Source organism: Micromonospora sp. CV4, from assembly GCF_003667455.1.
Classification (GTDB): Bacteria; Actinomycetota; Actinomycetes; order Mycobacteriales; family Micromonosporaceae; genus Micromonospora.
On sequence record NZ_RCVI01000278.1, the window covers coordinates 108,130 to 133,943 of the forward strand.

Below are 25,814 nucleotides of genomic sequence, written 5' to 3' on the forward strand. Positions count from 1 at the left end.
TTTCGCAGGTTCGATCCGGCAGCCGGGTGGGTGCGGGTACGACGGCCCCGCCCGGCCGCCCGGCATGGTCAGAGCCCGGCTGCGGCGTCGTACCGGCGGCGCTGCTCGGCCATTTCCGAGTCGGTCAGCGCCTCCTTGATCGCCAGCTCCGCGTACTTCTGCGGGAACATCTGCCGCAGCCGGTCGACGAACATGACGTCGGCGGTCGCCTCGACCACCTGGATGCCGGGAGGCTCAGTGGACATGTCCATGATCACAGGGCCGGCCAGCTTGACCGCCACGTCCCAGGGGCGCTTCTGCTCGGCGACCCCGCAGAGGTGGAAGCCGTAGACCGTCTGCACGTCGGCGAGCGCGGTGACCTCGGCCGGCTCGTAGCCGTAGACGCGGACCCCGCAGATCACTGCCGGCTTCTCCTCCTCGGTGGCCACCTGCTGGGCACTGTGTCCGGCGTGGTTGTGCTCCCCCGGGTCCGCCTGTTCGAGCGTGGTGCGCATCCGGGTCATGATCTGCCCTTGCAGATCCGCCGGCTCCGCCTCCGGGCCAGCCCGGTCGACAATTACGACCGTGCCGACCGACACCGCCAGCAGGATCACCGCCACCCACACGAAGCGGTTTCGGTACCAACCCGCGAAACTCTCTCGGGAAATCATGATTGCTTCTCACCTCGTCGCCGGTTCTGGTGCGCTGGCAGACCGAATCGGACGCCCCCGGCGTGTCAGACGTCGAGCCCGTCGGAGACACGTGCCCGGGGCGATACGTACGGCGGGCGAGGATGCCTGCCCGTCGTCGTAGAGATGGCCCGGCGATGCGGCATGCGAGCGTCTGCCAAAGCGGCGCGCTACCGGCACTGCGATGCTCCCGTGCTGGCCGTTCCCAGCACGGTTGCCCCCGCGCTGCGGCGATGTGAGCCATTCCAACACGCCTGCATCTACTCTGGCAACATCGATGAGCATCAGCGTGGATTCGGTCCGGCCATCCTCTCGGCACGGCCAGTTGGTGGCTCCGCCGAGCGAACCACACACCTTGCGGATTGATCGACGGGTTGGATATTGGCGAGAGTCGATGTACCGTGGGAACGCTCCCAGATCGCGTTCTCCACACCACCTGCCCGAGGAGCTGAACATGTCGCGACGGCGTTGTCGGCCGGCCACCATGCTGGCCGGGCTGCTCGTTCTGGCCCTGTCTGTGTCTCTGTTGCCACCGGCGCCGGTGCCCGGCACCGCCGCGGCCGGCACATCCCACACCCGTCCTGTGCCACTCGCTCAGCTGACGGTGGTATCCGAACAGGTGGCTTTCGGTCTGCAGCGTCCAATCGCGCTCACCGGGCTGCCGGACGGCCGGATGCTGATCGCGGAGAAGAACGGCACCGTCCGCGCCTACCACCCCGACACCGGCTTGGCGGCCGAGCCGGTTCTCGACCTGACCGCCCGAATCGACACGTCGGACAACGAGCGCGGCCTCCTCGGCATCACGCCTGCCCCGAACTTCGCGCGGACCGGGATCCTCTACGTGGCCTACACGAGCCTCCCAGCCGGCGCGCTGACCCTGGCGCGAGTACCCATCGGCGCTCCTGAGCGGATACAGGTGTTGCTCACCCAGGAGCACGCCGAGTACGGCAACCACAACGGTGGACAGGTAGCGTTCGGCCGCGACGGCTACCTCTACTGGTCCCTCGGCGACGGCGGCCACACGAAAGACCCGTTCAAGGCCGGTCAGAACCTCGGCACCCTGCTCGGCAAGATCTTGCGGATCGACGTCAACCGCACCTGCGGGGGGAAGCCCTACTGCGTGCCGTTCGACAACCCGTTCGTCCGCGTGCCGGGCGCACGGCCGGAGATCTGGGTCTACGGGCTGCGCAATCCGTGGCGGTTCTCCGTCGACCCGGTCGACGGCTCGCTGTGGATCGGTGATGTCGGCCAGGGCCTGGTAGAAGAGATCAACCACATCCGCCCGTGGCAGCGTGGGGCGAACCTCGGCTGGTCCTGCCGAGAGGGCACTCCAGTTTTCGACCCGGAGCAGTGCCGGTCGGGCGTGCGGTACACCGACCCGGTCTTCGAGTACGAACATTTCCTTACGGAGAACTGCTCGGTGACCGGCGGCGTCGTGTACCGAGGGTCCGCCACCCCGGAGGCGTGGGGGACCTACGTCGCGAGCGACTACTGCTCGACCCTCGCGTTCGCCGTGCGTCCCAAACCCACGGGCGGCTACGAATCCGCCACGATCGGCAACTTCCCCACCCAGCCGACCGCGATCGACACCGACGTGCACGGCGAGCTGTACGTGCTCAGTGACCTCCCGGGATGGCTGAGCCGGGTGCGGTTCGAGCGGGTCCAGTCAGCCTCTGGCGGCGGGGCGCCGAACCGCTGAACCTCACGGCAATCCCTCCGCATCCGCAATACCCCTGGGGACGGCTGCATCCGGGTGGCCGTCCCCTGGTCGGCCTCTTAGCGTCCCGTCGATTCAGGCGCCGATCTCGATCAGTCGGCTCTGGTCGTCCTCGCCCGGGCGCCGCCATACCTGCTCGTTCGGCCAGTGGCGGTACAACAGGTTCGTTCTGGTCGTGGCGGTAGGCACCCGCGGCGGCCCAGCTCGACAGCGAGCCCTGTGTTCGGCATCGCTCGTGGGCGTATGGCCCCCAACCGGTCTCCGGATCCAACCAGCGTTACCGTGCGCGCTACCCGCGGCCAGCGGCGGAGAAGCAGCAAAAGACTCGGTCGACGTGGCCCATGATGAGGTCATGACGACATGTGGGCGCTGCGGTTCGCCGGTCCCGCGTTGGCACCGGCGCACTGGCGCCGCCGCCACCGGCGCGGCTGCCGGGGGTGCATCGGCGGTCGGCGTCGTCAGTCTCGGCGCTTTGGCCGTCGGCGCACTGGCCCTGGGTTCCGTCGCCGTCGGTGCGATGGCAATCGGGCGCCTGGTGGTCCGCCGCGCGGCCGTACGACACCTGCAGCTCCATTCGGTACGCGTCGGTCGGCTGGAGATCGACGCTCTCCTTGTAGGGGACGATGGGGAACGTACGTCCCACAGCAATCTCGATGCTCCGACGGACGTCAACCCGTGACTCCTTGACCTCCAGGCACCAACACAACCGGCCGACCTGCTCCCGCGCGTAGTAGGGACCCGGCGATGCCGCCGTCCGGCCTGAACGGCAGATTCATGAGCATTGCCGGCCGCTGGTCGTGTGTCGGGGATCTCCGGCAGCCCGGTTGTGCGCCCGCCGTCCGGTGCGTCAGTCTCAGCGGGTGGTGATCCTGCTCAGCGCGTTCGGCATCGTGCTGCTCGGCGCCTTCGCCCAGGCGGTCAGCGGCTTCGGGTACGCGCTGGTGACCGTGCCACTGCTGGCCGCCGCCGTCGACCCGCGCGCCGCCGTCGTGGTGTCGGCGTTGACCGGCATCGGTTCGACCGTCACCGCGGCCATCCGGGAACGCGCCCACGCCCGGTGGCGGGTCGCGGCGGCACTCAACGCCACCGCCCTGCTCGGCCTTCCGGCCGGCCTGCTGATTCTCACGCTCGCGCCGGAGCGGCTGTTGAGCGCGCTGATCGCGGTCGTGGTGCTCGGCTGCGCCGCACTGGTCTGGTCGAGGGCACGGATCCGCACCGGACGGGTCGGTCTCGGGGCCATCGGCGTCCTCGTCGGGGTGCTGACCGCCGCCACCGGGACGAACGGGCCGCCGCTGGTCGCCGCGTTCCAGTCGCTCGGCTACGACCAACGCACCTTCCGGGCCACCCTGGCGGCGACCTTCTTGGGCACCAGTGTGATAGGGGTGACAGGGTTCCTGCTGGCTGGTCAGGTACACGCCGATGTGGTGCGGCTCTCCCTCGTGGCGCTCCCCGCGGTGCCGCTGGGGTGGTGGCTGGGAAACCGACTGTTCCACCGCATCGACCCCGTGGTGTTCCGACGGATCGTCCTGGTCGGGCTGCTCGGCAGCGCCGGTGCCGCGCTCGCGAGCATGGCCGGCTGAGCCGGTCGTCCACGAACCTCTTCGACCGGTCAGCGGAAGTCGCGTGCCACGGCGACCTGCGGCTCGATTCCGTCGAGCCGCACCGACCGGCGCCGATTCAACCGAGGCGGGGACAGGATGGCCAACAGGGCCCTCAACCTCGTCGCGGTCAACCGGATGCGCTGACCTACGTCGAGCGCCGCAAACAAGGACTGAGCAACAGGCCTCTGCCGGTGTCTGAAGCGCATCGCGCGTCAGGTCGACCCGGTGATCCGGAAATCCCTGCAGATCCGACCCCCGATCATGCAACGACGACGATCGCTGCCCTGATAGGTGAACGACGACGGCATATCTTGGCAGGAACGGACTGTTGAGTCCATCTTGCCTTCCGACGTTGAGCGAGTTCAGCTGGGGACGATCGGTTACGAACGGCCCATCAGTGCTGCTTGAGATACCGGGTGTGATGGTCACGAGGGTCGCACGGTCCCGGCCGCGAGCGATCAGTTGGACTATTGGGTCCGGGGAAGCTAACCTTCCGAGGTACTCGGCCGCGGGGTGGTAAGCCCGGGCTACTGAGCGCCGGCGCACGGACATGACCAGGACGCGGCTTCACGTTCGTCGCCGATGAACCGCACAACGGGCGAGATCGAGACCTCGAAGTAGGACTGCGCGCAAACCGACACTAAACAGTCGGACCGTTGTGGCGACCTACAGCGAACGTCGAACCAGACAGAAGGAGAAAGAAAATGACCGACACCAAGCAGGCCGCCGAAGATCTGGCGATCCTCGAGCAGCTCAACCTCGACTACAACAATGCGGACCAGGCCAGCGATGCCAAGCGCTTCAGTGAGTTTCTTGCTGAAGATTTCATCGTGCAGACACCGGGTGTCACCCGCAACCGCGACGAGTACCTCGAGTACATCGCCAAGCCGCGCCCTTTCAAGGATCTCGCGCTGCGCGAGGCCAAGATTCGCATCCTCGGTGACGTTGCTCTGATCCACGGCCGCGCCTCATACACCATGATCGCAAACGGCGCGGAGCAGGAAGCTCTGTACACGGACGTGTACCAGAAGCGTGAGGGCACCTGGGTCTGCGTCTCAGCCTGTGCGATCGCTCCGGGCGCCTGACGCCGGTCGAACGAGGCTCCTGGTCGCGAGACATCTTTGCACCCGGGTAGGGACCACACGGGAGCCAAGGGATAGTTCAGGACGAAGGAATGCGCAGCTCGATGCTCAACACGGCACCAGCGACCAACGTGGCCGGCCGGGGCAGAACGCTCCGGCTGACCTTCATATCTGCGGTGGTCTCCCTGGTGGCCGCTTTTGCCGCTGTGGGGTCGACGATCCCGCTGTTCAACATCTATCGTGCCGAGGACGGGTTCACCAACGCCGGCATCTCGATGACCGTCGTCGCGTACTCCGCCGCCACTCTGACCACCCTGCTGGTGCTGGGGCGACTGTCCAATCATCTGGGCCGACGGCCCACCTCGATCGCCAGCCTCGTCCTGCTCCTCCTGGGCTGTGCGCTGCTGTTGAACGTGCACGACATCGGCATCCTGATCACCGGCCGGCTCCTGATGGGGCTTGGTGCCGGGCTGGCCAGTAGCAGCCTCACTGCGTACATCGTCGACGCCGCACCCGTCAGGCCCGCGTGGTTGGCCTCTGTCGCCTCCAGCCAGACGGTCATGCTTGGCCTCGCCGTCGGCGCCATCGCCTCCGGCGCTCTGGTTCAGTTCGGGCCGTGGCCACGCGACCTCATCTTCCTGGCGGTCATCGGCCTTCTCCTGCTGTCTGTCGGTCTCATTGCCGTCAGCCCGGAGACCGTGACTCGGACGCCGGGTGCCTGGCGATCGCTGCGACCCCGGGTCTACGTGCCGGCCCGGGTCAGGCATCTGCTCCCCGTTGCGGCGGCGGTGTTCCTGGCCACCTGGGCGGCCGGGGCCTTCTACCAGGCGTTCGTGCCTGCGCTGGTCGAGGATCAGCTCCACACCAGCAGCCCGCTCATCGTCGGACTGGTGTTCGCCGCCTACATGGGTCCCAGCGTTCTCGGCGCTCCCCTCGGCGGCCGGTTCACCACAACGGCAGCCCAACGTCTCGGCATGATCGCCTTCCTGACCGGAATGATCGGCATCATCACAGCGATCGCCACCGGCACACTGGCGTTGTTCATCGCCGCAACGATCGTCGCCGGCGCCGCTCAAGGGATCGCCATCAGCGCCGCCACTCGCGGTCTGCTGCACGGAAGCACACTGGCCGATCGGGCCCCGACCCTCAGCGTGATCTACCTACTCTGCTACAGCGGCGCGACGATCCCGGCCCTCATCGCCGGCCGACTCTCCCACACCTTCTCGCTGCCGCAGATCGCGCTCGGCTACGGTGCGCTCGCCCTCATCGCCACCCTGTTCACCGCCATCGCCGCGCGCAACGCGCACACCGACACGGTCGAGAACAGCCAGCACGGTGAGTAATTCTCTGTCGACGACATGCCGCCGGACGAGCACGACTATCGCCGCGACCCGGGACCGATCTGATGACCAACAACGAAGGGACACCCCATGACCGGCCCAGCCGAGCCGACCCGCTACGCCTCCGGGTACCCCGACGAGGCCGGACACCCCGGCGAAAAAGGCACCCTCAGTCAGGACCAGGCCGTCCTCATCGACGAGGCGCTCGATGATCCCCATGCCCCCGCACTCGACTTCGCCCTCGTCAACGACGAGAAGACCGGCATCTACGACGCCATCGTCGGCGACCGCACGATCGCCGGACTGACCTACAACGTCGCCGGAGACGACCGACTCGTGCTGCTGGCCGCCTTGGTGTACCCCGAGTTCCGCAAACAGGGCATCGCCTCCGAACTGATCCGACGCGTCCTGGACGACGTACGCGCGCAAGGCAAGACCGTCACCATCCTGTGCCCGATCGTGCGCACCTTCATCGAGCACAACCCCGAGTACGCCGACCTCATCGACCCTGCGCACCCGGGAGTGACCAAAGGGTCCACACCGGTCCTGAACCCACCTGTCAGCTCTCCGGCAGAAAGTGTGACGATGACGATCAATCTCGAGGCCGAGGCGGCCGCCCGTGAAGCGAACAACGCGGCGATCATCGCCGCTTTGGACAAGTCAGGTCTCAGCGACGTGGAGTCCAGCTGGGAGCTCGATGTCATCAACGACGCGGAGCACGGGCGCTGGATCGCCACCCTCGGTGCCGAAGCGATCGCGGAGCTGCCGTACCGGTTCGTGGGCGGCCGTGTCGTTCTGCTGGCGACCTGGGTCGATCCCGCCTATCGCAACCATCGGGTAGCCACGGAACTCGTCTCTCGCGTCCTGAACGAGATCCGCGAGAGCGGGAAGAAAATCACTATCATCTGCCCGGTCGTGGGTGAGTTCATTGCCCGCCACCCGGAGTACACCGACCTCATCGACAAGATCCGTCCCGGCTCCGGCGCGTACCCCAAGCACGAACCCGCGGGAGGCCGGGACGACGAGCAGCTCACCGCGTTCGAACGCGACCTCGGCTGAGCCCCCCTCGCTGAACAAACGCTCACATCATGCCCCTCGACGCGGACCCCGAGTTCGTCCGTGAGGACGTGTACCGACCTCGCCACGAGGTGGACCTGCGGGCGACGGTGCGGCCGCTCTTCTCCGGTGACGGCGATCCCACGTTCCTCTCAACGCCGGATGGGTTCTGGCGCGCGGTGCGCACCCCTGACGGCCCCGCGACGCTGCACGTCCAGATGGGGGCGGGTGCGGATCGGGGTGCGTTCCGGATCCGGGCGTGGGGAGGCGGCGCCGAGTGGGCGAGAACGTCCGTGCCGGATCTGCTTGGCGCGCGCGACGACTGGAGCGGGCTCGACCTCTCCGGTCACGCGCGGCTCGCTGAGGTACGCCGCCGGTGTTCCGGCCTGCACCTCACTCGAACTGGACTCGTGTTCTCCGCGCTCGTCGCTGCCATTTTCGAGCAGAAGACGACCGGGCGGCAGGCGCACCATTCCTGGCGCCACCTGGTCGTCCGCTACGGCTCTGCCGCGCCGGGACCAGCGCCGCACGGTCTGCGAGTCCCGCCGAGCGCGCAGGAGTGGAGCCGCATCCCATCCTGGGCCTGGCACCGGGCCGGCGTACAGCCGGCACAGTCCCGCACAGCCATCGCCGCGAGCAGAGTCGCCGCCTCCGTGGATCGTCTGGCAGGTCTCGACGCCGGCGACGAGCGCGTCGGTGCCGGTCTGCGCAGCATCCCCGGCGTCGGCGTGTGGACAGCCGCCGAAACCACCCAGCGGTCCCACGGCGATCCGGATTCGGTGAGCGTCGGCGACTACAACCTCGCAAAGGAGGTCGGCTGGGCGCTCACCGGAAGCCCCGTCGACGATGACGGCATGCTCGAGCTGCTCGAGCCGTGGCGTGGGCACCGGCAGCGGATCGTGCGGCTCATCGGCGCCAGCGGATTCCGCAAACCCCGATTCGGCCCGCGTATCACGATCCAGGACCACCGCGTCCACTGACGACTCCGCGTCCGCACCGCCCACTCATCGGCACGCGCCGCGGTCGTCGTGGATCCGCATCGCGGGCGACGTGGGGCTCGTCGAAACGCACCCGCAGATCAGCTAAGGGCCGGACTGTCAATAAGCAAATCAATATTGGTTGAGGCCACAAGCGACCAGAAACTGCAAGGCATTGAGATTCCCATCTCTGCCGGCGGAGTTCCTGGCCGACGAGGGAAACCAACTCTATGCTTGCCGCCGAATACACTGCGGCTCATCCGGGCCGAGGGGACACCAATACAAGGATTTGCGAATGCGCCGGAGGTCTGCTCTGAACAACGGCACTGCTGGCGTCAGCGAAGTAACACCAGACGGCGAACCGACGACCTCTACCGCAGAGGGCGTCGCGCGCCGATCCGCGGTCGCCGAGGAGCAGGCGTTTCTCGACGTGGCCACGGCCCGGCGCGAGAGGCTGGCCGACCATCTACGGGTCGAGCTTTCGTCAGAGGCCCTGGACGCGTTGGAACGGGCTCGGCACCGCATGCTCCGCCAGCAGTACGAAGAGCTGCGGCGAGCACGAGAAGGGCTGGTCTTCGGCCGCCTCGACGGTCTTGATGGCACCGTGCGACACGTAGGTCGTGTCGGTCTCCGCAACGACGGCGAGGACAGTGAGCCACTACTGGTCGATTGGCGCGCTCCCGCAGCTCGGCCCTTCTACACAGCGACGGCGGTCGACCCACAGGGTCAGGCACGGCGCCGTCACATACGCACGAGGGGAACTGCCGTCGTCGGCGTGGACGACGAGCCACTGGACGGGACGATGACGGCGGAACTCGTCGGTGAAGGCGCGCTACTTGCCGCCCTCGACCAGCGGCGCACCGGCCGCATGTCGACGGCGATCTCCACTCTGCAACGCGAACAGGACGAGATCATCCGGGCGGAGGCGACCGGTCCACTGATCGTTCAGGGCGGTCCCGGCACCGGAAAGACCGTGGTTGCTCTGCACCGCGTCGCCTACCTGCTGTTCGCCCACCGACAGATGGCCGACCAAGCGGTCCTGGTCCTCGGCCCTTCGCCGCGGTTCCTCGAGTACATCGCTCAGGTGCTACCCGCGCTCGGTGAGACCGCCGTCGTCTCGGCGACCTGCGACACTCTGCTGACCGGGACCAGCGTGGGCCGCGACGAGAGTCGGCTTCTCGCCGAGATCAAGGGCCGCGCCCTCTGGCAGCGCGCGCTCGAAAACTACGTCACGTCGCTGCTCCCCCGGCCCCGCGAGCTGAAGCTGCGCTGGGAGGGCGAGTTCTACGTCATCGCGGCCGCAACGGTGGCGCAGGCGCTCGCCTCGGCGGTGCAGGGACGCCCGTACCACCGCGCCCGCGCGGCGTTCGCCGAGCAGTTGCACCATCTCCTCGCCGAAGTCGTCGTCGAGCAGCGCGAGGCGCTGATGAACGAGATGGAGGAGGGCTTCGAGGACATCCTCGCCCGCGTCGACAGGAGCATGCGGCATGACCACCACACCGGCAGGACGTCCACCGGCAGCGACATCGACGGGTTGCTCTCCGAGGAGGAGATAGAACACCTCCGTGATCGGATCGCCGAGAACGCCACCATCGCCCGGTTCATCGAGGCATGGTGGCCCACCCTCGACGCCGAAACCCTGCTGGGTGACCTCCTGACCGACCGCACCCTGCTGGCCCGGTTCGCCCCGCAACTGTCCCCGGAGGAGATCACCGCTGTCTCGGCCGAGCCCGCCCCATGGGCATCGAGCGACATTCCCCTGCTCGACGCCCTCGCCGACCTACTCGGCGAGGTCGACGCCCCGCAACCACAGGGCGAGTTCGTCGCCGACCGCGCTCGCCGGCAGCGCGGCTGGGTGTACGGCCACGTCGTCATCGACGAGGCGCAAGAGCTGTCCGAGATGCAGTGGCACATGGTCCTACGGCGCTGTCCCAGTCGATCCATCACCGCCGTCGGTGACATCGACCAGGCGGAGGCAGCGCACCGGCACACCAGCTGGGCGCAAGCGGTGCAGGCTGTCTTCGGGGACCGCTGGACCGCCGCGGAACTGACCATCTGCTACCGGACCCCGCGTGAGGTTATGGATCTCACCGAACCGGTCTTGAAGAGAGCTGGCAGCCACAACACGCCGCCCCGGGCGGTACGCACCTCCGGCATCGCCCCCTGGGAGCTCACGATCACACCGGCCGAGCTTGCCGACGCCGCCGCCCAGGCTGTTGGACAGCTGCAGCAACGGTGGCATGGCGGCACGGTCGGCGTCATCGCCCCCGCCGACCGCATCGCCGACCTCCTGGCCGTGCTGAGTGATGTGCCAGTGCTCACCGCAGCGCAGTCCAAGGGACTGGAATGGGACGCGGCGCTACTCGTCGACCCCCACGGCATCGCGGCTGAGCCGCGCGGCTGGAACGGCCTCTACGTCGCGCTCACCCGATGCACCCAGGAACTCGGACAGCTGATCCTCACGCAGCAATCGCCATATCGTGGGACACCATCTCCGGATAGTGGACGTGTCCCATGGACGGCCGGTGGCGGCGGCGGAGGGTCATGAGCATCCTCTCGATCTGTCGGCAATCCCGGCTGTCGGCTCAGGCATGGCTGGGCCGGATGTTGTGGTTGAGGTGGAAGACGTTGTGCGGGTCCCAAATGCTCTTGAGGGCGGTGAGCCTGGCGAGCTTGGCGGCCGGGTATGCACGGCGTAGGCCGCGTTGCCCCTCGTCCGCGGCGAGCGAGTTGACATAGACGCCGTCCGCGTACGGCTCGAGCGCAGCTCCGGCACTGCGAGCCGCTGCCATCCGACTGTCGTCTTCGGATGGCTCGGTCCAGCGGGAGCCGGCGCCGTACTCGAACATGGTGCCGCGGTGGCTGAACGCGGCGTCGGCGTCCGCGACGTCGGCGATGGCGCCGCCGTGCGCCTGCAGGCCGACGCCGGGCAGGTCAGTGCCGGCGTGCAGGTCCGACGCGCCACGCAGCAGGAAGGCCTCGATCGCAGCGGTGGGGAACTGCCGCAGGTAGTGCGCGCTGGAGTACCGGCGGTAGGCGTGACCGCCGGTGGTGTCGTCGCGGTGCTGAAGTTCGAGGTATGACGGGGTGGTGACCCGCTCGGCGACCGGGCGCCCGAGCGCGCGCAACGCCGGCAGCAACCGCTGACCCTGTGCAGGGTCGCCGACCCATACGAAGCCGACGGTGGCGATCGGGCCGCTGGCCGTGCTGTGGACATCTGCGGTGAAGGTCGCCTGCCGCGGCGCGACGGCGTTGAGGTCCCGCCAGCCTTCGAGCACCGGCACCGCGTCCTCGGCGCGGAAGTCGAACTCGGCGACCAGGGTCTGCGTTCCGGTGTGGTGCAGTTGGAAGTCGAAGGTAGTGACGATGCCGAAGTTGCCGCCCCCGCCGCGCAGGCCCCAGTAGAGGTCGGGGTTCTCGGTTCGGCTCGCGGTCACAACCTCCCCGTCGGCGGTGACCATCGTGTAGGAGACGACGTTGTCGCAGGCCAATCCATGTTGGCGGGCGAGCCAGCCCATGCCGCCGCCGAGGGTCAGGCCGCCGACGCCGGTGTGCGAGACGTTACCGGCGGTCGTGGCGAGGCCGTATGGCTGCGACGCCCGGTCGAGTGCGCCGAGCAGCGCGCCGCCCTGGACCCGGGCGCGCCGCCGGTTCGGGTCGACCCGAACGCCGTTCAACGGGGTCAGGTCGATCATCAGGCCGTTCGCGGGGACGGCGAGGCCGGCCACGTTGTGCCCGCCGCAGCGCACCCCGATCTCCAGGTCGAGTTCGCGGGCCAGGCGCACCGCGGTCACCACGTCGGTGACGCTCGCGGCCCGCACGATCATCCGCGGGCGTCGGTCGATCATGGCGTTCCAGACGGTGCGGGCCTCGTCGTAACCCGGGTCGCCCGGGGTGAGGAGGTGGCCGTCGAAGCGAGAGTTGGTTGCTGTCGTCATACGTCTGAGCCTGACGGAAATCGGTACACCCGGTAAGGTCCGATTACATGGGCCGTAGCAGGACCAATTCGAGCACGGCCGAGGACCTGCTCATCGATGTCGACCGGTCCGCGGCCGAACCGCTGCACCGGCAGATCGCCGCCTCGATCCGCGGCAGCATCCGGGCCGGCCGGTTGCGTCTTGGGACGTCCCTGCCACCCACTCGCACCATCGCAGCGGATCTGGGAGTGTCACGCGGCGTCGTGGTCGAGGCCTACCAGCAACTCGTCGCCGAGGGCTACCTCACCAGTCGGGCGGGCGGCTACACCCGGGTCGCGGTCGAGCCGGTTCCGACGCCGCTGGATCGCCGCGGCGGGGATCGGCCGGCGGCCCGGATCGACTTCGGGTACGGCCGTACCGACGTGTCGTCGTTCCCCCGTTCCGCCTGGCTGCGTTCGGTGCGAACGGTCCTCACCACCACGCCGAACGAGCGCTTCGCCTACCTCGACGGGCGCGGCGTACCCGAACTGCACGCAGCCCTGACCGATTACCTCAACCGGGTCCGCGGCACATCGGCCCGCCCGGAGAACGTCGTGATCTGCAGTGGCTACGGCCAGGGCGTCGCGCTGCTGCTCCAGGTGCTCGCGGCGCGCGGCGCCCGCCGGCTGGCCGTCGAGGACCCCTCCGCGGACGACGATGTCCGCCCCGTCGCGGCCGCCGCCGGCCTGGAGGTGATCGGCGTCCCGGTCGGGCCGGACGGCATTCTCGTCGAGGAGCTCGAACAGACCGACGCGGACGCCGTCGTGCTGACGCCCTCGCACCAGTGGCCCACCGGTGGGGTCCTGTCGGCCACCGGGCGCGCCCAAGTGATCGGCTGGGCGCAGCGTCGCCGCGCCGTGGTGATCGAGGACGACTACGACGCGGAGTACCGCTACGACCGCTCGCCCGTCGGTGCCATGCAGGGGCTGGCGCCCGACACCGTCGTGTACTGCGGCACCGCGAGCAAGACCCTGGCACCAGGGCTGCGCCTCGGCTGGCTGCTGGCGCCGTCACACCTGGTCGACGAGATCACGGCGGCCAAGGTACTGGCCGACCGTGGCTCTCCCGTCATCGACCAACTGACCTTCGCCGATTTCCTCACCCGCGGCGAATTCGACCGGCACCTGCGGCGAATGCGCCCGGTCTACCGCCGCCGCCGCGACGCACTCCTGGCGGCGCTGCGCACACGGCTGCCCGACCTGGAACCGGTCGGTGTCGCGGCGGGCCAACACGTCGTAACCTGGCTCCCGCACGACCTCGACGAGGCCGCGGTCGTGGCCGCCGCCGCCCGGCACGGACTGGTCGTGCAAGGCGTCTCCCGGTACCGATTGAGCCCTGCCGGACCCGGCGGGCTGATCTTCGGCTACGCCAACCTCACCGAACGCGCCATCGCAGACGGAGTGGAGGCACTTGCCGACGCGGTCGCAGAGGTCCGTGCGTACATCTGCCGCTGATCGTGCATTGCGGGCTCGTTTGCGACCGTCACGCTCCGGCGGCTTGCTCTGCGGTCGGTACGGGCCGCGCCGCTGATCGCGCGCGGATGAACGGACCTTGCTGCCCACGGTCTGGCTAAGGTTCTGGGCATGGTGACCAATCCATCCGTCGCCGTCGCTGCGGCCTTCCTCGCGGACGGGCCTGCCGATGGTGCCGACCTCAGCCTGTTCGGACAGTTCGCCGGGTCCTGGGCGCTGGACTGTACCGAGTACAACCCCGACGGATCCTCGGTTGAACGACGAGGCGAGTGGCACTTCGGGTATGCGTTGGGTGGGTGGGCGACCACCGATGTCTGGATCCTGCCCGGCGTCGAACATGGTGTCAGCGTGCGATTTCCCGATCCAGCAGCCGGTGCGGGTGTCTGGCGCTCGACGTGGGTGGGACCGGGCCGGCGCCGGACGCACACCTTCCTGGCATCTCGCATCGGCGAACAGATCGTGCTCGACGGCGGCGATCTGCGCTGGACCTTCTCCCACATCGAGACCGACGAGTTCCGCTGGCGCAACGAGGCACAGCAGCCCGACGGCACGTGGCGGCTTCAGCAGACGTTCCGGGTTTGGCGGCAGGCCTGATTTCTCGCTCGCCGTCGCGAGGAAAAACGCCTCATCCGCCGCGGATGGTGCGGTGGGCCCGAAGGTCGTACCCACGTCATACGGTGGCACCATGGACTGGAAAATTGAACTCATCCCCGTTCCGGTGACCGATGTCGACCGGGCCAAGGCGTTCTACCAGAAGGTGGGCTTCAACGCCGACCACGATCACACGGTGCACGAGGGTCTGCGCTTCGTGCAGCTGACACCACCCGGCTCGGCCTGCTCCATCGTGATCGGCCAGGGCATCACCGACAAGACTCCCGGCACACAGGAAATCCAGGTTGTGGTCGCCGACGCCGAAACAGCGCGCCGGCAACTGCTCGACGCCGGCGTCGATGCCAGCGAGGTCGAGGTGCAGCCGTGGGGTAGCTTCGTCTACTTCGGCGACCCTGACGGCAACAAGTGGTCGCTTCAGGCGATCGAGTCACGCCCCAACGGCTGACCGACGCTGCGGTCGCTCCGTCTCTACCGCCATCATCGGCCTCACACCGACCGATACGTCGAAGTCCGGCGGCGGTTCCTGCGCGAACATCCCGGCCACGCGATGGACGGCTGGCCGCTGCCGACGGATTGATTTCTTACCAGAGCGACAGCTCATCACACGCTAATTTAGGGCCGTCCCAGAGCAGAGGAGAGCCGCGTGGGCAAGGTGGTCATGTACAGCTCGGTGTCGGTGGACGGCTTCGTCGCGGACGAGAATGACCAGCCCGGACCGCTGTTCGACTGGTTGTCCAGCGGTGACGTCCCGTTGGACGAGAGCGGCGAGGTGAAGGTGTCGCAGACGTCCTACGACTACACCCGGCCGTACTGGGACCAGATCGGGGTGACAATCGTCGGCCGTCACGTCTTCGACATGACGGACGGCTGGGACGGGAAGCCTCCGGGCGGGATCGACCACGTGGTCGTCGTGACGCACCGGCCGGAGCCCGAGGGCTGGGACCCCGAGGCGCCGTTTCACTTCGTCGACGGCGTCGAGGCCGCCGTGGCCAAGGCGCAGGAGCTTGCGGGTGACCGCCTGGTCGAGGTCGCCGCTGGCGACGTCGGTGGCCAGGTGCTTGCCGCGGGCCTGATCGACGAGGTGCGCATGGACGTCGTACCCGTCGTGTTCGGGTCCGGCAAGCGCTACTTCGGGTCGGTCGACGCGCAGCACCTGTTGGAGGATCCGGACGTGGTGATTCAGGGCAACCGGGTGCTTCACCTGCGCTATCGGGTGCGCCGTTGACCGATCTGAGCGGGTACGCGAAGAAGTCCACTGCGAACGGTGACACAAGCGCGGCCTCCGGCTGCGCAGGAAGCGCGGCCCTTGCCGGGGCCCTGCACCGCGCACGCTTTCTCGTGCGCGGTGCAGGACCTCCGTTTCACAGGCGTCACACGATGGAGATCGACCGCACCTGGGTGTTGCCCTTGGTTTCGACGTACACCTTGTAATCGCCGACGGTGTAAGTGCCAGCAGCGTTGTTGTCGATGGTGAACGTGGCCGTCACCGGAGACTCGCTGCCGTCGACGTGCGTCTGCTTCACCGTCACGGTCAACTCGTTCTTGTTGCCCTTCAGCTTCTTCACCACCGCCGACGGCTTCGCATCGACGACCGCGTTGGCGACTGTCACGTAGACCGCGTCGGGCGAAGAGAACTCCGCGTTCTTCTGCCCATCACCGAAGGTGAAGAAGCCCCGTTGTTCGACGGCCCCGCGCCCGGGGAACGGATCAGGGTTCGAAGCCAAGTACGTCGGATTGACCGTGTACAGGTCCGTCTTGGAATCCGCCAGGATGCCCTGCACCCCGGTGTACGGGGCATCGGTGATCGCGAGGTTGACCGACAGGTAGATGGCGTCGGGGTTGTTGGCCGAGATGCGCGAGGAGAAGTACTTGTCCGCACTCTGCCCCGCGGGAACGGCCAGCGGCACAACCGCGTCGCCGACGAGAATGTTGAACTGGAAGTCGCCGTACCCGCCGGCGACGAACTTCGCCCAAGCCGCGTCCGACATGTGATCGGGGCGCTCCACCTTGAACTCCAGACGCATCGGCGCCACGTACGTGTTGTTCAGGTACTCGGTGTCGGTCAGGGGAAGGTAGACCCCTCCCGGGGCGTGCCCCAGTGCGAAAGCCGACGCCGACGGGGCCGAGTTGCCGCGCCCGTTCCACATCGGGATGTTGAACGAGGTGGCGCCGAGCAGGGCCTGGTTGCCCAACTTGCTCGTGCCGACAGCGGCCGACGCGTCCTTGAAGGTTCCGATCGTGACGTCGAGCAGGTCGAGGTCCGCCCGGTCGGCGTTCAGCCCAGGGATGCTTGCCGACATGAACTTGGCACCGGCGGGCCCGGAGTACCGGGCCATTTCCAGCATGCCATCGGCCATGATCTTGGTCATCTGCACTGCCGAGTCGACCTTCATGCGCTCGTTGGCGGTGTGCCACCAGCGCTCGTTACCCGGGATGACGGCGCCGAAGGCGGTCATCTTGTTGCGGAAACTGCTGGCCAGGGTGCCGCCGGTCGTGCCCTGCGGATAGACCACGTCCCGGAGGGAATACGGATCCGCGAACTCCTCCGGGTTGCGGTCGACCGACGCTTGGTAGCTCCCGAACTGCAGAGCCGTCAGCGGGTTGTCGTGAGTGACGTACAACCCGGCGCCGACGGGCGAGCCGAGGTTGCCGATGGTGAACCCCTTCGCCTGGAAGGCGGCCGTGACCGCCGCCGTTGCCTGGCCGGAGTCGGCCGCGGTGACGTGCATGCTGCGCACAAACATCGGCATGCTCAGGTTGCCGGAGGCGTCCGTGTAAAAGCTCGTCGGGGTCTCCGAATTGATGCCTCCCATGAGGGCAAAGGTCAGGTTCGGCGTGCCGTTGCTCGGGTTGCGCAGCAGGCTCGCCGGGATGCCCATGTACTTGCCGATATAGGCTTCGCCTTCGACACCGTCGCGGAAGAACAGGTCGGCTATGCCGTCGGCGGCCTTCTTCAATTGCATGTCGGCGGCCGCGGTTCCCAATGCGCCGAGTCCCTTGGAGAGGAGGAACATTCCCCACACGATGGCATTCTTGCCGTACTGCGGGGTCGGCATCTCCATCGCCACATCGGTGTTGATCTCCAGCGTGAGCGAGTCGCCGGTGATCGTGGTCTGCACCTTGGGCGTGGTGCGGGGAGCAGCCGGGAGCCAACCCTTCGTGGTCGCGGCAGCGGTGATCGCCGAGACGAATCGGTCGCGCTCGGCGGAGCCGGCCCCCGCCAGGTCGAGGGTGAAGGTGGCCCGCGAGGCGATCTGCGTGGTGCTGCCGTAGGCGATGTCCTTGAGCGTCGGGTCGCCTTCGCGCAGGGTGACGCCGGCTGTGGCATCCGTCAGCCGGAAGGCCTTGGTGCTGTCCGCGGACAAGCTCATCGACACCGACGGGGTCACCGATCCGGAGTTGCCGACGATGACCGGGAACCGCGAGTCGGAGGTGTAGCCCGCGATCGGGGTCTCCTCGCGGTTGAGGTTCTTGTAGGCCCAGTTGTCGTAGAAGCTCGGGTTCGAGTTGTACGGGATGGACTGGAAGGTGGCGGTGTTCGTCGTCGAGGGCGTGCCGGGACCGCCGTCTTCGTAGATTCCCATGACGATGCGGATGCGTCGGTCGAGGGGCAACCCCGCCTCGAGCAGCGCCTTGGCCGCGAGCAGCGTCGCCAGCGTCGGGCCGCTGTCGTCCTGCAGGCCCGCCCCGTAGACCCAGCCGTCCTGGACATAAGGCGAGTGGTACGCACCAGGAGTGCCGAGGTTGCCATCGGCGTCCCGCCAGCGCGCCAGCTGTGCAGGCGAAACGGAAGCCGTCGGCGAGTCGAGATGGCTCAACGCCATGACCATCTCCGGGGCGTCCGGGTCACCGATCTCGGCGTAGACGTACTTGTCGGGCTGGCGTTGGACGACCACCGGGAAACCCAGGTCAGTGGCCAGCTTGACCACCCAGGCGAGCTTGGCGACCTTGCGGTCGTACTCGTTCTGGTTGGCTTCGGTGTTGCTGACCGGGAAGGGGTACGCCGTCGCGGCCGTGCCGCCTCGGGAGATGGAGTCGTAGCTCGACCCGTCCAGCATCGCCCCGATCAGACTGAGCGGGTCGTAGGTGCCGTCCCCCGCCCGCGCGCTGTTGACGCGTCCAGCCAACGCCTCGACTTCCGCGTGGATCGCGTCGCGCTCGGCGTCGGTCACCGACAGGTCGTAGGTGGCGCTCGGCTGGAAGGGCTCCTCGCCGACGCTGGTCGCGGACGCGTTGGACGGGACACCCATGGACAGGAGCAATGACATGCCAAGTGTCAGTGCAAGAGGTTTCTTCCGCATGCCGTGATCTCCCCGAGATGGTCAGACCCAAAAAACATAGGATGAATTTCCTTGTACGCGAGACCCTTTCAGGGGTCTCCCAGCTTGTCAATGAACCTTTCCCGGTAACGGCTCGTGGCGCTGCGTGACCAGGTGGCGCGGAGCGAATGTGTCCGAAGTGGAGGACGACGGGCGCGGCGCGCGCGAACATCGACACTTTTCAAGAGGGTCACCATCATCGATGCCAGCAGGGGAAACCCCATTCATCTACGGGCCTCGAAATAGAGAATGGCCTCTTTTCGATGGTCCCCCATGAATCGGGACGGCGCTCTCGACGGCTGTGCGAAGCAGACAGCCACCGCGCGCGCTATTGTCAGCGCGGCGCAGGGAGGCGTCGACCCGGTGGCCGCGGCCACCCCTCTGGTCACGTACGGCGAGAGCCTGATGACGCTGGCGCTGCGCGGTGCCGCGCGGCCGTGCACGCGGGGAGGATCGTCACCTCGCCGGGCAACCCGTTCGTGGACCGTCGACCGGTCTGGCGGCGGGCCGTGTCGGGGCTTCCCGGTGCGGCGAGGCCAGCGTGAGTACGGTCCGAAGCCGCGAACTCGGTAGTCGTGGTCAGAGCCTCCACGGCAATCGTCGCCGTGGAGGCTCTGACCACTGTTGGCCGATCGGTTGGCTAGCTCACAGGCGCGGGTCCTGTTGGACCTTCAGGGCGTTGAGGATCGGGTCGCCCTCGCCCTTCTCGCGGCGAAGCTCGATCTTCAGATCGCCGCCGGCGTGCTCAACGGTGACCGTGTTCAGGTCCGCGGTCAGCGCACCCACCTTCGCCTGCACGTCGTGGTCGTAGAGCACGACCTTGCCGTCGGCGAGAACATCGAAGGCGCGCTTGCCAACCTTGACCTTCTCGATCTCCGCGAAGTCGAGGCCGATCCGGTACGTCCCGGCGGGGGCGTTCTTGAACACGTAGCTGAACGTCTCGCCGGTTCGCTGGGTGCGGAGCAGTGCGTCGTCCGTCGTGCCGGCGATGTCGGCCTTGGTGGAACGCGCCTTGCCGCCGACGTAGCCCCACGGCCGCGAGCCGAGTTGCTGGTCGGGCGACCAGAAGAAACCGTCGGCACCGACGTGTCCGGACCCGCCCACGTCGACGCCCTTCCAGTAGGCCGAGGTTGCCAGGCGGACCGGCTTGAGCTGGGCCTCACCCTTGCCGGCGTTCGACGCCACGAGTACGTCCCCGACGAGCACGCCGGGCTCGACGGCGGCGTTGTCGGCCGTCGCCGTGACCGTGGTGGACTCGCCGACCGCGAGCGTGACCGCGTCGGTTGCGGCCGCGCCCGTGAGGGTCAGCCACGGAAGGTCGGCGGCCTCGTGCCCGCCGTCGCTGGTGCGTTTCTGTTCGCTGAGCCGCACCTCGAGCGGGGCGGAGCCGGTGTTGGTCACGGTCACGTCGGCCGTCGCCTTCTGGTCCTTGTCGAGGAGCCAGTCGAGGTCACCTGCGGTGACGGTGGCGATGCCCGTGGTCAACGCCGTGTCGACGACCTCGGCCTGATCCTTCTTGGCGATGGTCACGGGGTGGCTGGCGGTGACGTAGTTCGGCGTCTCGACCTGCACGGTGTTCTCGCCGACCAGCGCCTGGGCCTTCCACCGGCCCTTCGCGTCGGTCGTGATGACCCGTTCACCGCTCGGTCCCTTGAGCGTGACGATCGCGCCCGCGATCGGCTTGCCGTCGTTCTTGTCGGTGACGGTGCCCTCGATCGTGCCCGCGGCCGGGAGGGTGTACTCCAGCCCCAGGCCGGCCTTCAGGATGGGCTGGTTGAAGGAGTACTGGCTCGCGGGGTTGCGCGTCAGGCTCTCCAGGCCGACGGTCGCCGACGATCCCCCGGTGAGGGGGTTGTCGCCGCCGACGCCGTCGCCGTACCCGATCTGGATCCGTCCGTCCGCGATCAGGGTGACCGAGAAGCTCACGCGAGCCGTCCGGTCGTCGTAGAAGGTGGCGTTGCGCCACTCGATCACCTCAGCGGCCAGGCCGTCCACCTCGGTGGTGCCGAAGTAGATGCCCGCCTGGTCGTCGACGAGCAGGTCGTCCCAGAGCGGATAGATCGCGTCGAACGTGTATGGCGACGGCAGCTCCGTGTTGCCTCCCACGGCGCTGGCCTGGTCGAAGATCAGCTGGCCGTTCGTCGTCACGCACACGCCGTCCCAGGCCGTGTCGTAGAACGGGAACAGGAAGCTGGAGTCGAACCACAGCACGCCGCAGACGTCATCGCCGTGCCACCCGGACTCCTCCGTGCCCTGGCGGTAGAGCCCGTCGGTCACCTTCATCGAGTACGAGCGACCCGCGGGGGCCACCGGCACGGGGCCCGGCTCCGGCTGCTCGGGCTGGGGCTCCGGCTCCGCCGTGTCTGCGCGCGGGTCGAGCGTCACCCGCAGCGCGGCAATGGTCGGAGGCCGTAGGCCCTTCGAGCCCCGCAGCTCCACGGTCAGCGGACCGCCCTCGTGCTTCACAACGGCCGTGCGCCAGTCGGCGGCGTTCGGCCCCACGGCCGCGGCCGGGTCGTAGGCGTACTCCGTCAGCGTTCCGTCCACGAGGACGTCGAACACCCGCTTGCCCTTGGCCACGTTCTCGATCTCGGCGAACCCGAGATCGATAGCGTAGGTGCCCTTGGGCGCGTCAGGGAAGCGGTAGAACAACTGCTTGTCCGGCGTGGTGCGCTGCGACTGGAACAGCGCGTCGTCCGTCGTACGTTCGATCCCGGCCTTCGTGAAGGTGACCTTCGTCTTCCCCTCGTAGCCCCACGCCTTCTTGCCGGCGGCCTGGTCGCCGGACCAGGTGTAGCCGGAGCCGTCGGTGAACTTTGAGCCGCCGGCGTTGACGCCGACCTGGTACTTCGTGGTCGTGAGCGTCACGGGAACGTAGGTCTTGGACTGGCGTCCGGAGTCGGACCGGACCACGATGTTCGCGCCGAGGACGCCTGGCTTGGCGTCCTTCGAGGAGATCGAGACCTTGACGGTCGTCGACTGACCCGGGGCAAGGGTGCCGCCGGTCGAGGAGAGCGACAACCACGGCAGGTCGGTGAGCAGGTCGTCCTCGACGTCGACCAGCACGACGTCATCGGCGACCTGGTCCGCCGCCCACAGCGCGCCGGTCGAGTCGGTCTCGAGGCCGCCGCCCTGGCCCGCCTTCTGGCCCGGGAACCACCACGCGTTGACGAGCGAGCAGTCGTCGGGGTCGACCTGCAGCAGGCGGGTGGCCCTGTTCGAGGTGAGGTCGGTGTACCAGATGGTGTCGGACGTCTGGTTGTAGGCCAGGCCCATCACCTCGGGCAGCGGCGGGGCGCAGAAGGACAGCAGCGCACCCGCGTTGTCGTGCGACGTCCCGGCGACGGTGCCGATCATGCCGTTCGCCCGGCCGCCGACGTAGAACACGTCCTGGATCGGGTTGTAGGCGAGTCCGGTCAGCTGCAGCGTGGACCAGTCACCCTTGATCTGCCGGGTCTCCTTCCCGGTTTCCCGGTCGAAGCAGTGGATGTAGCTGGCCGGGCTGTCCTCCATCTGGCACATGTCACCGGTCTTGGTGTCGAGCGCCATGTCGAACGCCCGGTACGCGGGGTTCCACGACGCGTCGAAGACCTTGCCGGTCGGCTTGCCCGTCACCGTGTAGGCGGTGTTGGTCCGCGCGTTGTAGTCGTGGACCCAGACGTCGCCGTCGTACCCGACGCCGGAGGGCTCCTTCTCCTGAATCGTGCCCGGGATGGCGATCCGGGTGATGACGTCTCCGCCGGAGGTCACGCCGACCTTGCCGGCCGCCTGTGCTTCCGCGGCCTTCGCCGTCGCAGCCTTGCCGTCGGCGTTCGACGGCTTCATGCCGCTCGCACCGTCCTTCCACGCGGTGAGGTCGATCGTGCTGGCCGCACCCTTCCCGGTGCGCGTGGTGGCGCCGGCGGCGTCGAGCTCGGGGTGGCGCGCGGCCTCGCCCAGGTCGTACGTCAGCGCTGCCGAGCCGGTGTTGGTCAGCGTGAGCGTGCCGACGCCCTTCTGGTCGGTGCCCAGCACCGCGTCGAGGCCGTCGGACTTCAACCCGGCGACACCCGTGGTCAGACGTGCGTCGATCTTGGCCTTCGCGTAGAGCTTGTCGAGGGTGAAGGGGTATGCCGCGGTCGTGTAGTTCGGCGTGTCGACCGTCATGGTGTAGTCGCCGACCGGAAGCTGGCGGTGCACGATGCCCGTCCCGTTGGTCGTGACGGTCTCGACGAGCCCATTCTTGTTCGTGAACGAGACCTTGGCCCCGGCCACCGGCAGCCCGTCGTTCTGATCGACGACGGTCGCGTCGAGATACCCGAAGTCGGGCATGTCGTAGGAGACGATCATCCCGTCGTGCAGCACCGGGGCGCTGTCGGAGAACCGGATGCCGTCGACGCCGGCCCAGCCCTGTATGCCGGTGGTGGCGTGGGCGCCGGCGGTCACCGGGTCGTTGGTCCCGATGCCGTCGCCGTACCCGAAGATCACGGTGCCGGAGCGGGTGAGCGTGGCCGAGTAGCTGACCGGCTCCGTGTACTCGGACCGGGTCGGGTAGGCCCAGAGTTTGGCGTTGCGGAACTCGACGACGAACGCGTCCTCGCCGTTGACCTTGGTGGCTGCCGTGAAGACTCCCCCACCGTCGGCGAACTCGACGGGGGTCTGGACGTAGAGCGGGAAGATGCCCGCACCGCCGCTGCCGGGTCCGGTGGAGGTGTCCGGGGAGATCACGCCGCGCAGGCTGACGCCGAGGGTGTCGTGGCTGCCGTTGTAGAGCGCGATCGGGAACGGCAGCTTCACGGTCGCCCACACGCCGCTGGTGAACTCGACCGGGTCGGTGCCGCGCAGGTACTCGCCGTCGGAGACGGCGCAGCTGTAGCCGCCCTTGTCAACGACGAGCCCGACCGGGATCTCGCGCGACTCGTTCTGCGCGCCGACGGTCAGCGGGACCGTCGTCGGCGAGTAGCAGGCGTTGGGCTTGATGGTCAGCGTGTACCCGCCCTCGGGGACACCGGTGATCGTGAACGCCCCGTTGGCATCCGTGCGTACCGGCTTCAGCGGTGTGTCCTTAACGGAGACGTCGGCGTTCGGGACGGGCTTCTTCTTGTCGTCGACGACCCTGCCGCTGATGTCGTGCTTCGCGGCGGCCGTGAGCGGCAGCGTGACGGAGGTGTCCTGGCCGAGGGAGATCGTGACGTTGGCGGTCGCGGTCAGGTAGCCGAAGACCTTGGTGCTGAGCTGGTAGTCGCCGACCGGGAGGTTCGTCGTGAACCGGCCGTCCTTGTCGGTTCCGATCGACCGGCTGAACGGCCCGCTGATCGTCACATCGGCGGCGGGAACCGGGGCGCCGTTGGCGGTGACGACACCGGTGAGGGTGCCGCCCTGCCGGGGCGCGAGCTCGAGCAGGCGGACGAGGTCGAGCCGGCCTTCGCCGTACTTGTTGTTGACCTCGGCGGCGCCGCCGCACTCGGTGTCGTCGACGTCGACGGCCGACTCGCCGAGCAGACGGCGGGTCTGCTCGACCTGCCCGATGAGGGTCGGGTCGTAACTCCACAGCGCCGCGACGGCGCCGGCGACGTGGGGCGCCGCCATCGACGTGCCGGACATCTCGGTGTAGCTGTTGCCCGGGTAGGACGAGCGGACGGCGACACCCGGAGCGGAGATCTCAGGCTTGATCCGGCCACCTTCACCCTCGCCCTTGCGGGAGAACGACGCGAGCGTGCCGCTCGAGTCGTACGCGCCGACGGAGTAGGCACTCTCGGCGGAGCCGGGCGAGGAGACGGTGTCGCAGGCCGCGTACGGCGTGGTGTTGCCCGATGACCAGGCGCTGAAGATGCCCGCCGCGGTCCAGGCCTCGTCGATGGCCTGGAAGAAGTCGTCGAAGCTGTGCTCGACGGTCTGGCCCCACGAGTTGTTGATGACGTGGGGGCGCTTGGACGGGTCGGGGTTGTTCCCCTGGACGTCGGTCGGGGCGAGCAGCCACCAGCCGGACCGGAGCAGCGATTCGACGCCGGTGCTGTCGCAGCAGCCGTTCGTCGCGATCCACTGCGCGTCCGGGGCGACGCCGACGTGGTTGGTGCCGTCGTCGCCGACCATGGTGCCCATGGTGTGCGTGCCGTGTCCGTTGTCGTCGCAGGGTGCGCCCGTGCACGTGCCCCGGGTGCCCATCCAGTTGTAGTTGTGGTCGATGGTGCCGTCGGGCTTCGTGCCGCGGTACTGGTGCATCAGGGCGGGGTGGTCGAATTGAACGCCCGAGTCGAGGTTGGACACGGTGATGCCCGCACCGGTGGCCCCCATGGCCCACGCCTGGGGGGCGTGGATGGCGTCCAGACCCCACGAGACGGTGCCATCCTCGGCGGCGGCCTTCGGGGCGGCTGGGCGGGCAGCCTGGTCAGCTGGGATCTTCTCGTCCACGGGCTCGACCAGCGCGACCTGCGGCGTCGCGTGGATCTCGGCGACCTGCGCCTTCGAGGCCACGTTGAGGGCGAGCTTTTCGGTGCCCTCCTTGACGAGCACGGTGTTGGCGATCGGGTAGGAGGTGTATTTGACGCCTGCCCGATCGAGTTCGGTGGAGACGGATGCCAGAGAGTTCTTCGCCGCTGCGGTCAGCGCGTCGTGGACGAACTGACCGCGAGCGGTCCAGTCGGTGATCTTTTTCGCCGGCCCGAGGTCGGCCTTGGTGTCGAACGTGATCCAGAAGTCGGAAGCCGGCTCCGTGCGGAAGCGGTCCTTGAGGTTCGACGCGATCTTCTTGTCGGCAGCGCCGGGATCCGGCTCAGCGGCGGACGCCGGTGGTGGCTGGATCATGCTCAGGCCGACCGCCACGGCCAGCGAAGCCGCGAGGGCTTTGAGTCTCATATGGGTCCTTTGACCTACAGGGGTTGATAGGGGTCGTGGTTCTTGTGGTCGTCAGCACCGTCGGCACCGTCGGCGTCGGGGGCGTCGACGCGCGGCTCGCGGGACAGCTCGGGTGGTGGCTGGTGCTCGATGGCGGCGTCGTCACGCGCGACAGGTCGCTCAGGCATGCATTGCCATAGG

At 68.1% G+C, this 25,814-nt stretch carries 16 protein-coding genes; 11 read left to right on the top strand and 5 right to left on the bottom strand.

The window, feature by feature from the left end:
- Window positions 1–68: 68 nt before the first annotated feature.
- Window positions 69–650: a hypothetical protein gene (locus tag EAD98_RS17620; RefSeq protein ID WP_121655142.1), complete on the bottom strand. Its 582-nt coding sequence runs from the start codon at window positions 648–650 to the stop codon at window positions 69–71.
- 502 nt (window positions 651–1,152) lie between these two features.
- On the opposite strand from EAD98_RS17620, the gene EAD98_RS17625 reads away from it, so the two are divergent.
- From EAD98_RS17625 to EAD98_RS17665, 7 genes are all read left to right on the top strand, one after another.
- A complete protein-coding gene (locus tag EAD98_RS17625) occupies window positions 1,153–2,367 on the top strand; it encodes a sorbosone dehydrogenase family protein (protein ID WP_233583866.1) in 1,215 nt (404 codons plus the stop codon).
- Window positions 2,368–3,245: 878 nt separating this feature from the next.
- Complete coding sequence (locus EAD98_RS17635; RefSeq protein ID WP_158609813.1) at window positions 3,246–3,965, top strand: sulfite exporter TauE/SafE family protein; 720 nt, start codon at window positions 3,246–3,248, stop codon at window positions 3,963–3,965.
- A gap of 725 nt (window positions 3,966–4,690) precedes the next feature.
- Complete coding sequence (locus EAD98_RS17645; protein WP_121655146.1) at window positions 4,691–5,071, top strand: nuclear transport factor 2 family protein; 381 nt, start codon at window positions 4,691–4,693, stop codon at window positions 5,069–5,071.
- A gap of 89 nt (window positions 5,072–5,160) precedes the next feature.
- Window positions 5,161–6,411 carry an MFS transporter gene (locus EAD98_RS17650; RefSeq protein WP_233583867.1) on the top strand — a complete coding sequence of 417 codons (1,251 nt, stop codon included), beginning with the start codon at window positions 5,161–5,163 and terminating at the stop codon, window positions 6,409–6,411.
- 87 nt (window positions 6,412–6,498) lie between these two features.
- Entirely contained in the window at window positions 6,499–7,467 is a 969-nt protein-coding gene (locus EAD98_RS17655; RefSeq protein ID WP_121655147.1) for a GNAT family N-acetyltransferase, read from the top strand.
- Window positions 7,468–7,496: 29 nt separating this feature from the next.
- A complete protein-coding gene (locus tag EAD98_RS17660) occupies window positions 7,497–8,444 on the top strand; it encodes a DNA-3-methyladenine glycosylase (protein WP_121655148.1) in 948 nt (315 codons plus the stop codon).
- 292 nt (window positions 8,445–8,736) lie between these two features.
- Window positions 8,737–10,989, top strand: a complete 2,253-nt coding sequence (locus EAD98_RS17665; RefSeq protein WP_121655149.1) for a UvrD-helicase domain-containing protein — start codon at window positions 8,737–8,739, stop codon at window positions 10,987–10,989.
- A 37-nt stretch (window positions 10,990–11,026) separates the two neighbouring features.
- Here EAD98_RS17665 and EAD98_RS17670 read toward each other — a convergent pair whose 3' ends face one another.
- The gene (locus EAD98_RS17670; protein WP_121655150.1) at window positions 11,027–12,379 is read right to left on the bottom strand and encodes an FAD-binding oxidoreductase; all 1,353 of its coding nucleotides are present in this window, start codon (window positions 12,377–12,379) and stop codon (window positions 11,027–11,029) included.
- Between the two features lie 47 nt (window positions 12,380–12,426).
- On the opposite strand from EAD98_RS17670, the gene EAD98_RS17675 reads away from it, so the two are divergent.
- From EAD98_RS17675 to EAD98_RS17695, 4 genes are all read left to right on the top strand, one after another.
- Complete coding sequence (locus EAD98_RS17675) at window positions 12,427–13,851, top strand: PLP-dependent aminotransferase family protein (RefSeq protein ID WP_121655151.1); 1,425 nt, start codon at window positions 12,427–12,429, stop codon at window positions 13,849–13,851.
- Window positions 13,852–13,980: 129 nt separating this feature from the next.
- A complete protein-coding gene (locus EAD98_RS17680; RefSeq protein WP_121655152.1) occupies window positions 13,981–14,463 on the top strand; it encodes a hypothetical protein in 483 nt (160 codons plus the stop codon).
- Window positions 14,464–14,554: 91 nt separating this feature from the next.
- Window positions 14,555–14,926, top strand: coding sequence for a VOC family protein (locus EAD98_RS17685; protein WP_121655204.1), 372 nt, complete (start codon window positions 14,555–14,557; stop codon window positions 14,924–14,926).
- 198 nt (window positions 14,927–15,124) lie between these two features.
- Window positions 15,125–15,706, top strand: a complete 582-nt coding sequence (locus tag EAD98_RS17695) for a dihydrofolate reductase family protein (protein ID WP_121655153.1) — start codon at window positions 15,125–15,127, stop codon at window positions 15,704–15,706.
- 145 nt (window positions 15,707–15,851) lie between these two features.
- Here EAD98_RS17695 and EAD98_RS17700 read toward each other — a convergent pair whose 3' ends face one another.
- The 3 genes from EAD98_RS17700 to EAD98_RS30970 form a co-directional block, all read right to left on the bottom strand.
- Window positions 15,852–18,782: a M20/M25/M40 family metallo-hydrolase gene (locus EAD98_RS17700; RefSeq protein WP_121655154.1), complete on the bottom strand. Its 2,931-nt coding sequence runs from the start codon at window positions 18,780–18,782 to the stop codon at window positions 15,852–15,854.
- Between the two features lie 663 nt (window positions 18,783–19,445).
- On the bottom strand, window positions 19,446–25,634 hold the full coding sequence (locus tag EAD98_RS17710; RefSeq protein WP_121655156.1) for a S8 family serine peptidase: 6,189 nt from the start codon (window positions 25,632–25,634) through the stop codon (window positions 19,446–19,448).
- Between the two features lie 14 nt (window positions 25,635–25,648).
- A complete protein-coding gene (locus tag EAD98_RS30970) occupies window positions 25,649–25,801 on the bottom strand; it encodes a hypothetical protein (RefSeq protein ID WP_158609814.1) in 153 nt (50 codons plus the stop codon).
- Window positions 25,802–25,814: the final 13 nt, after the last annotated feature.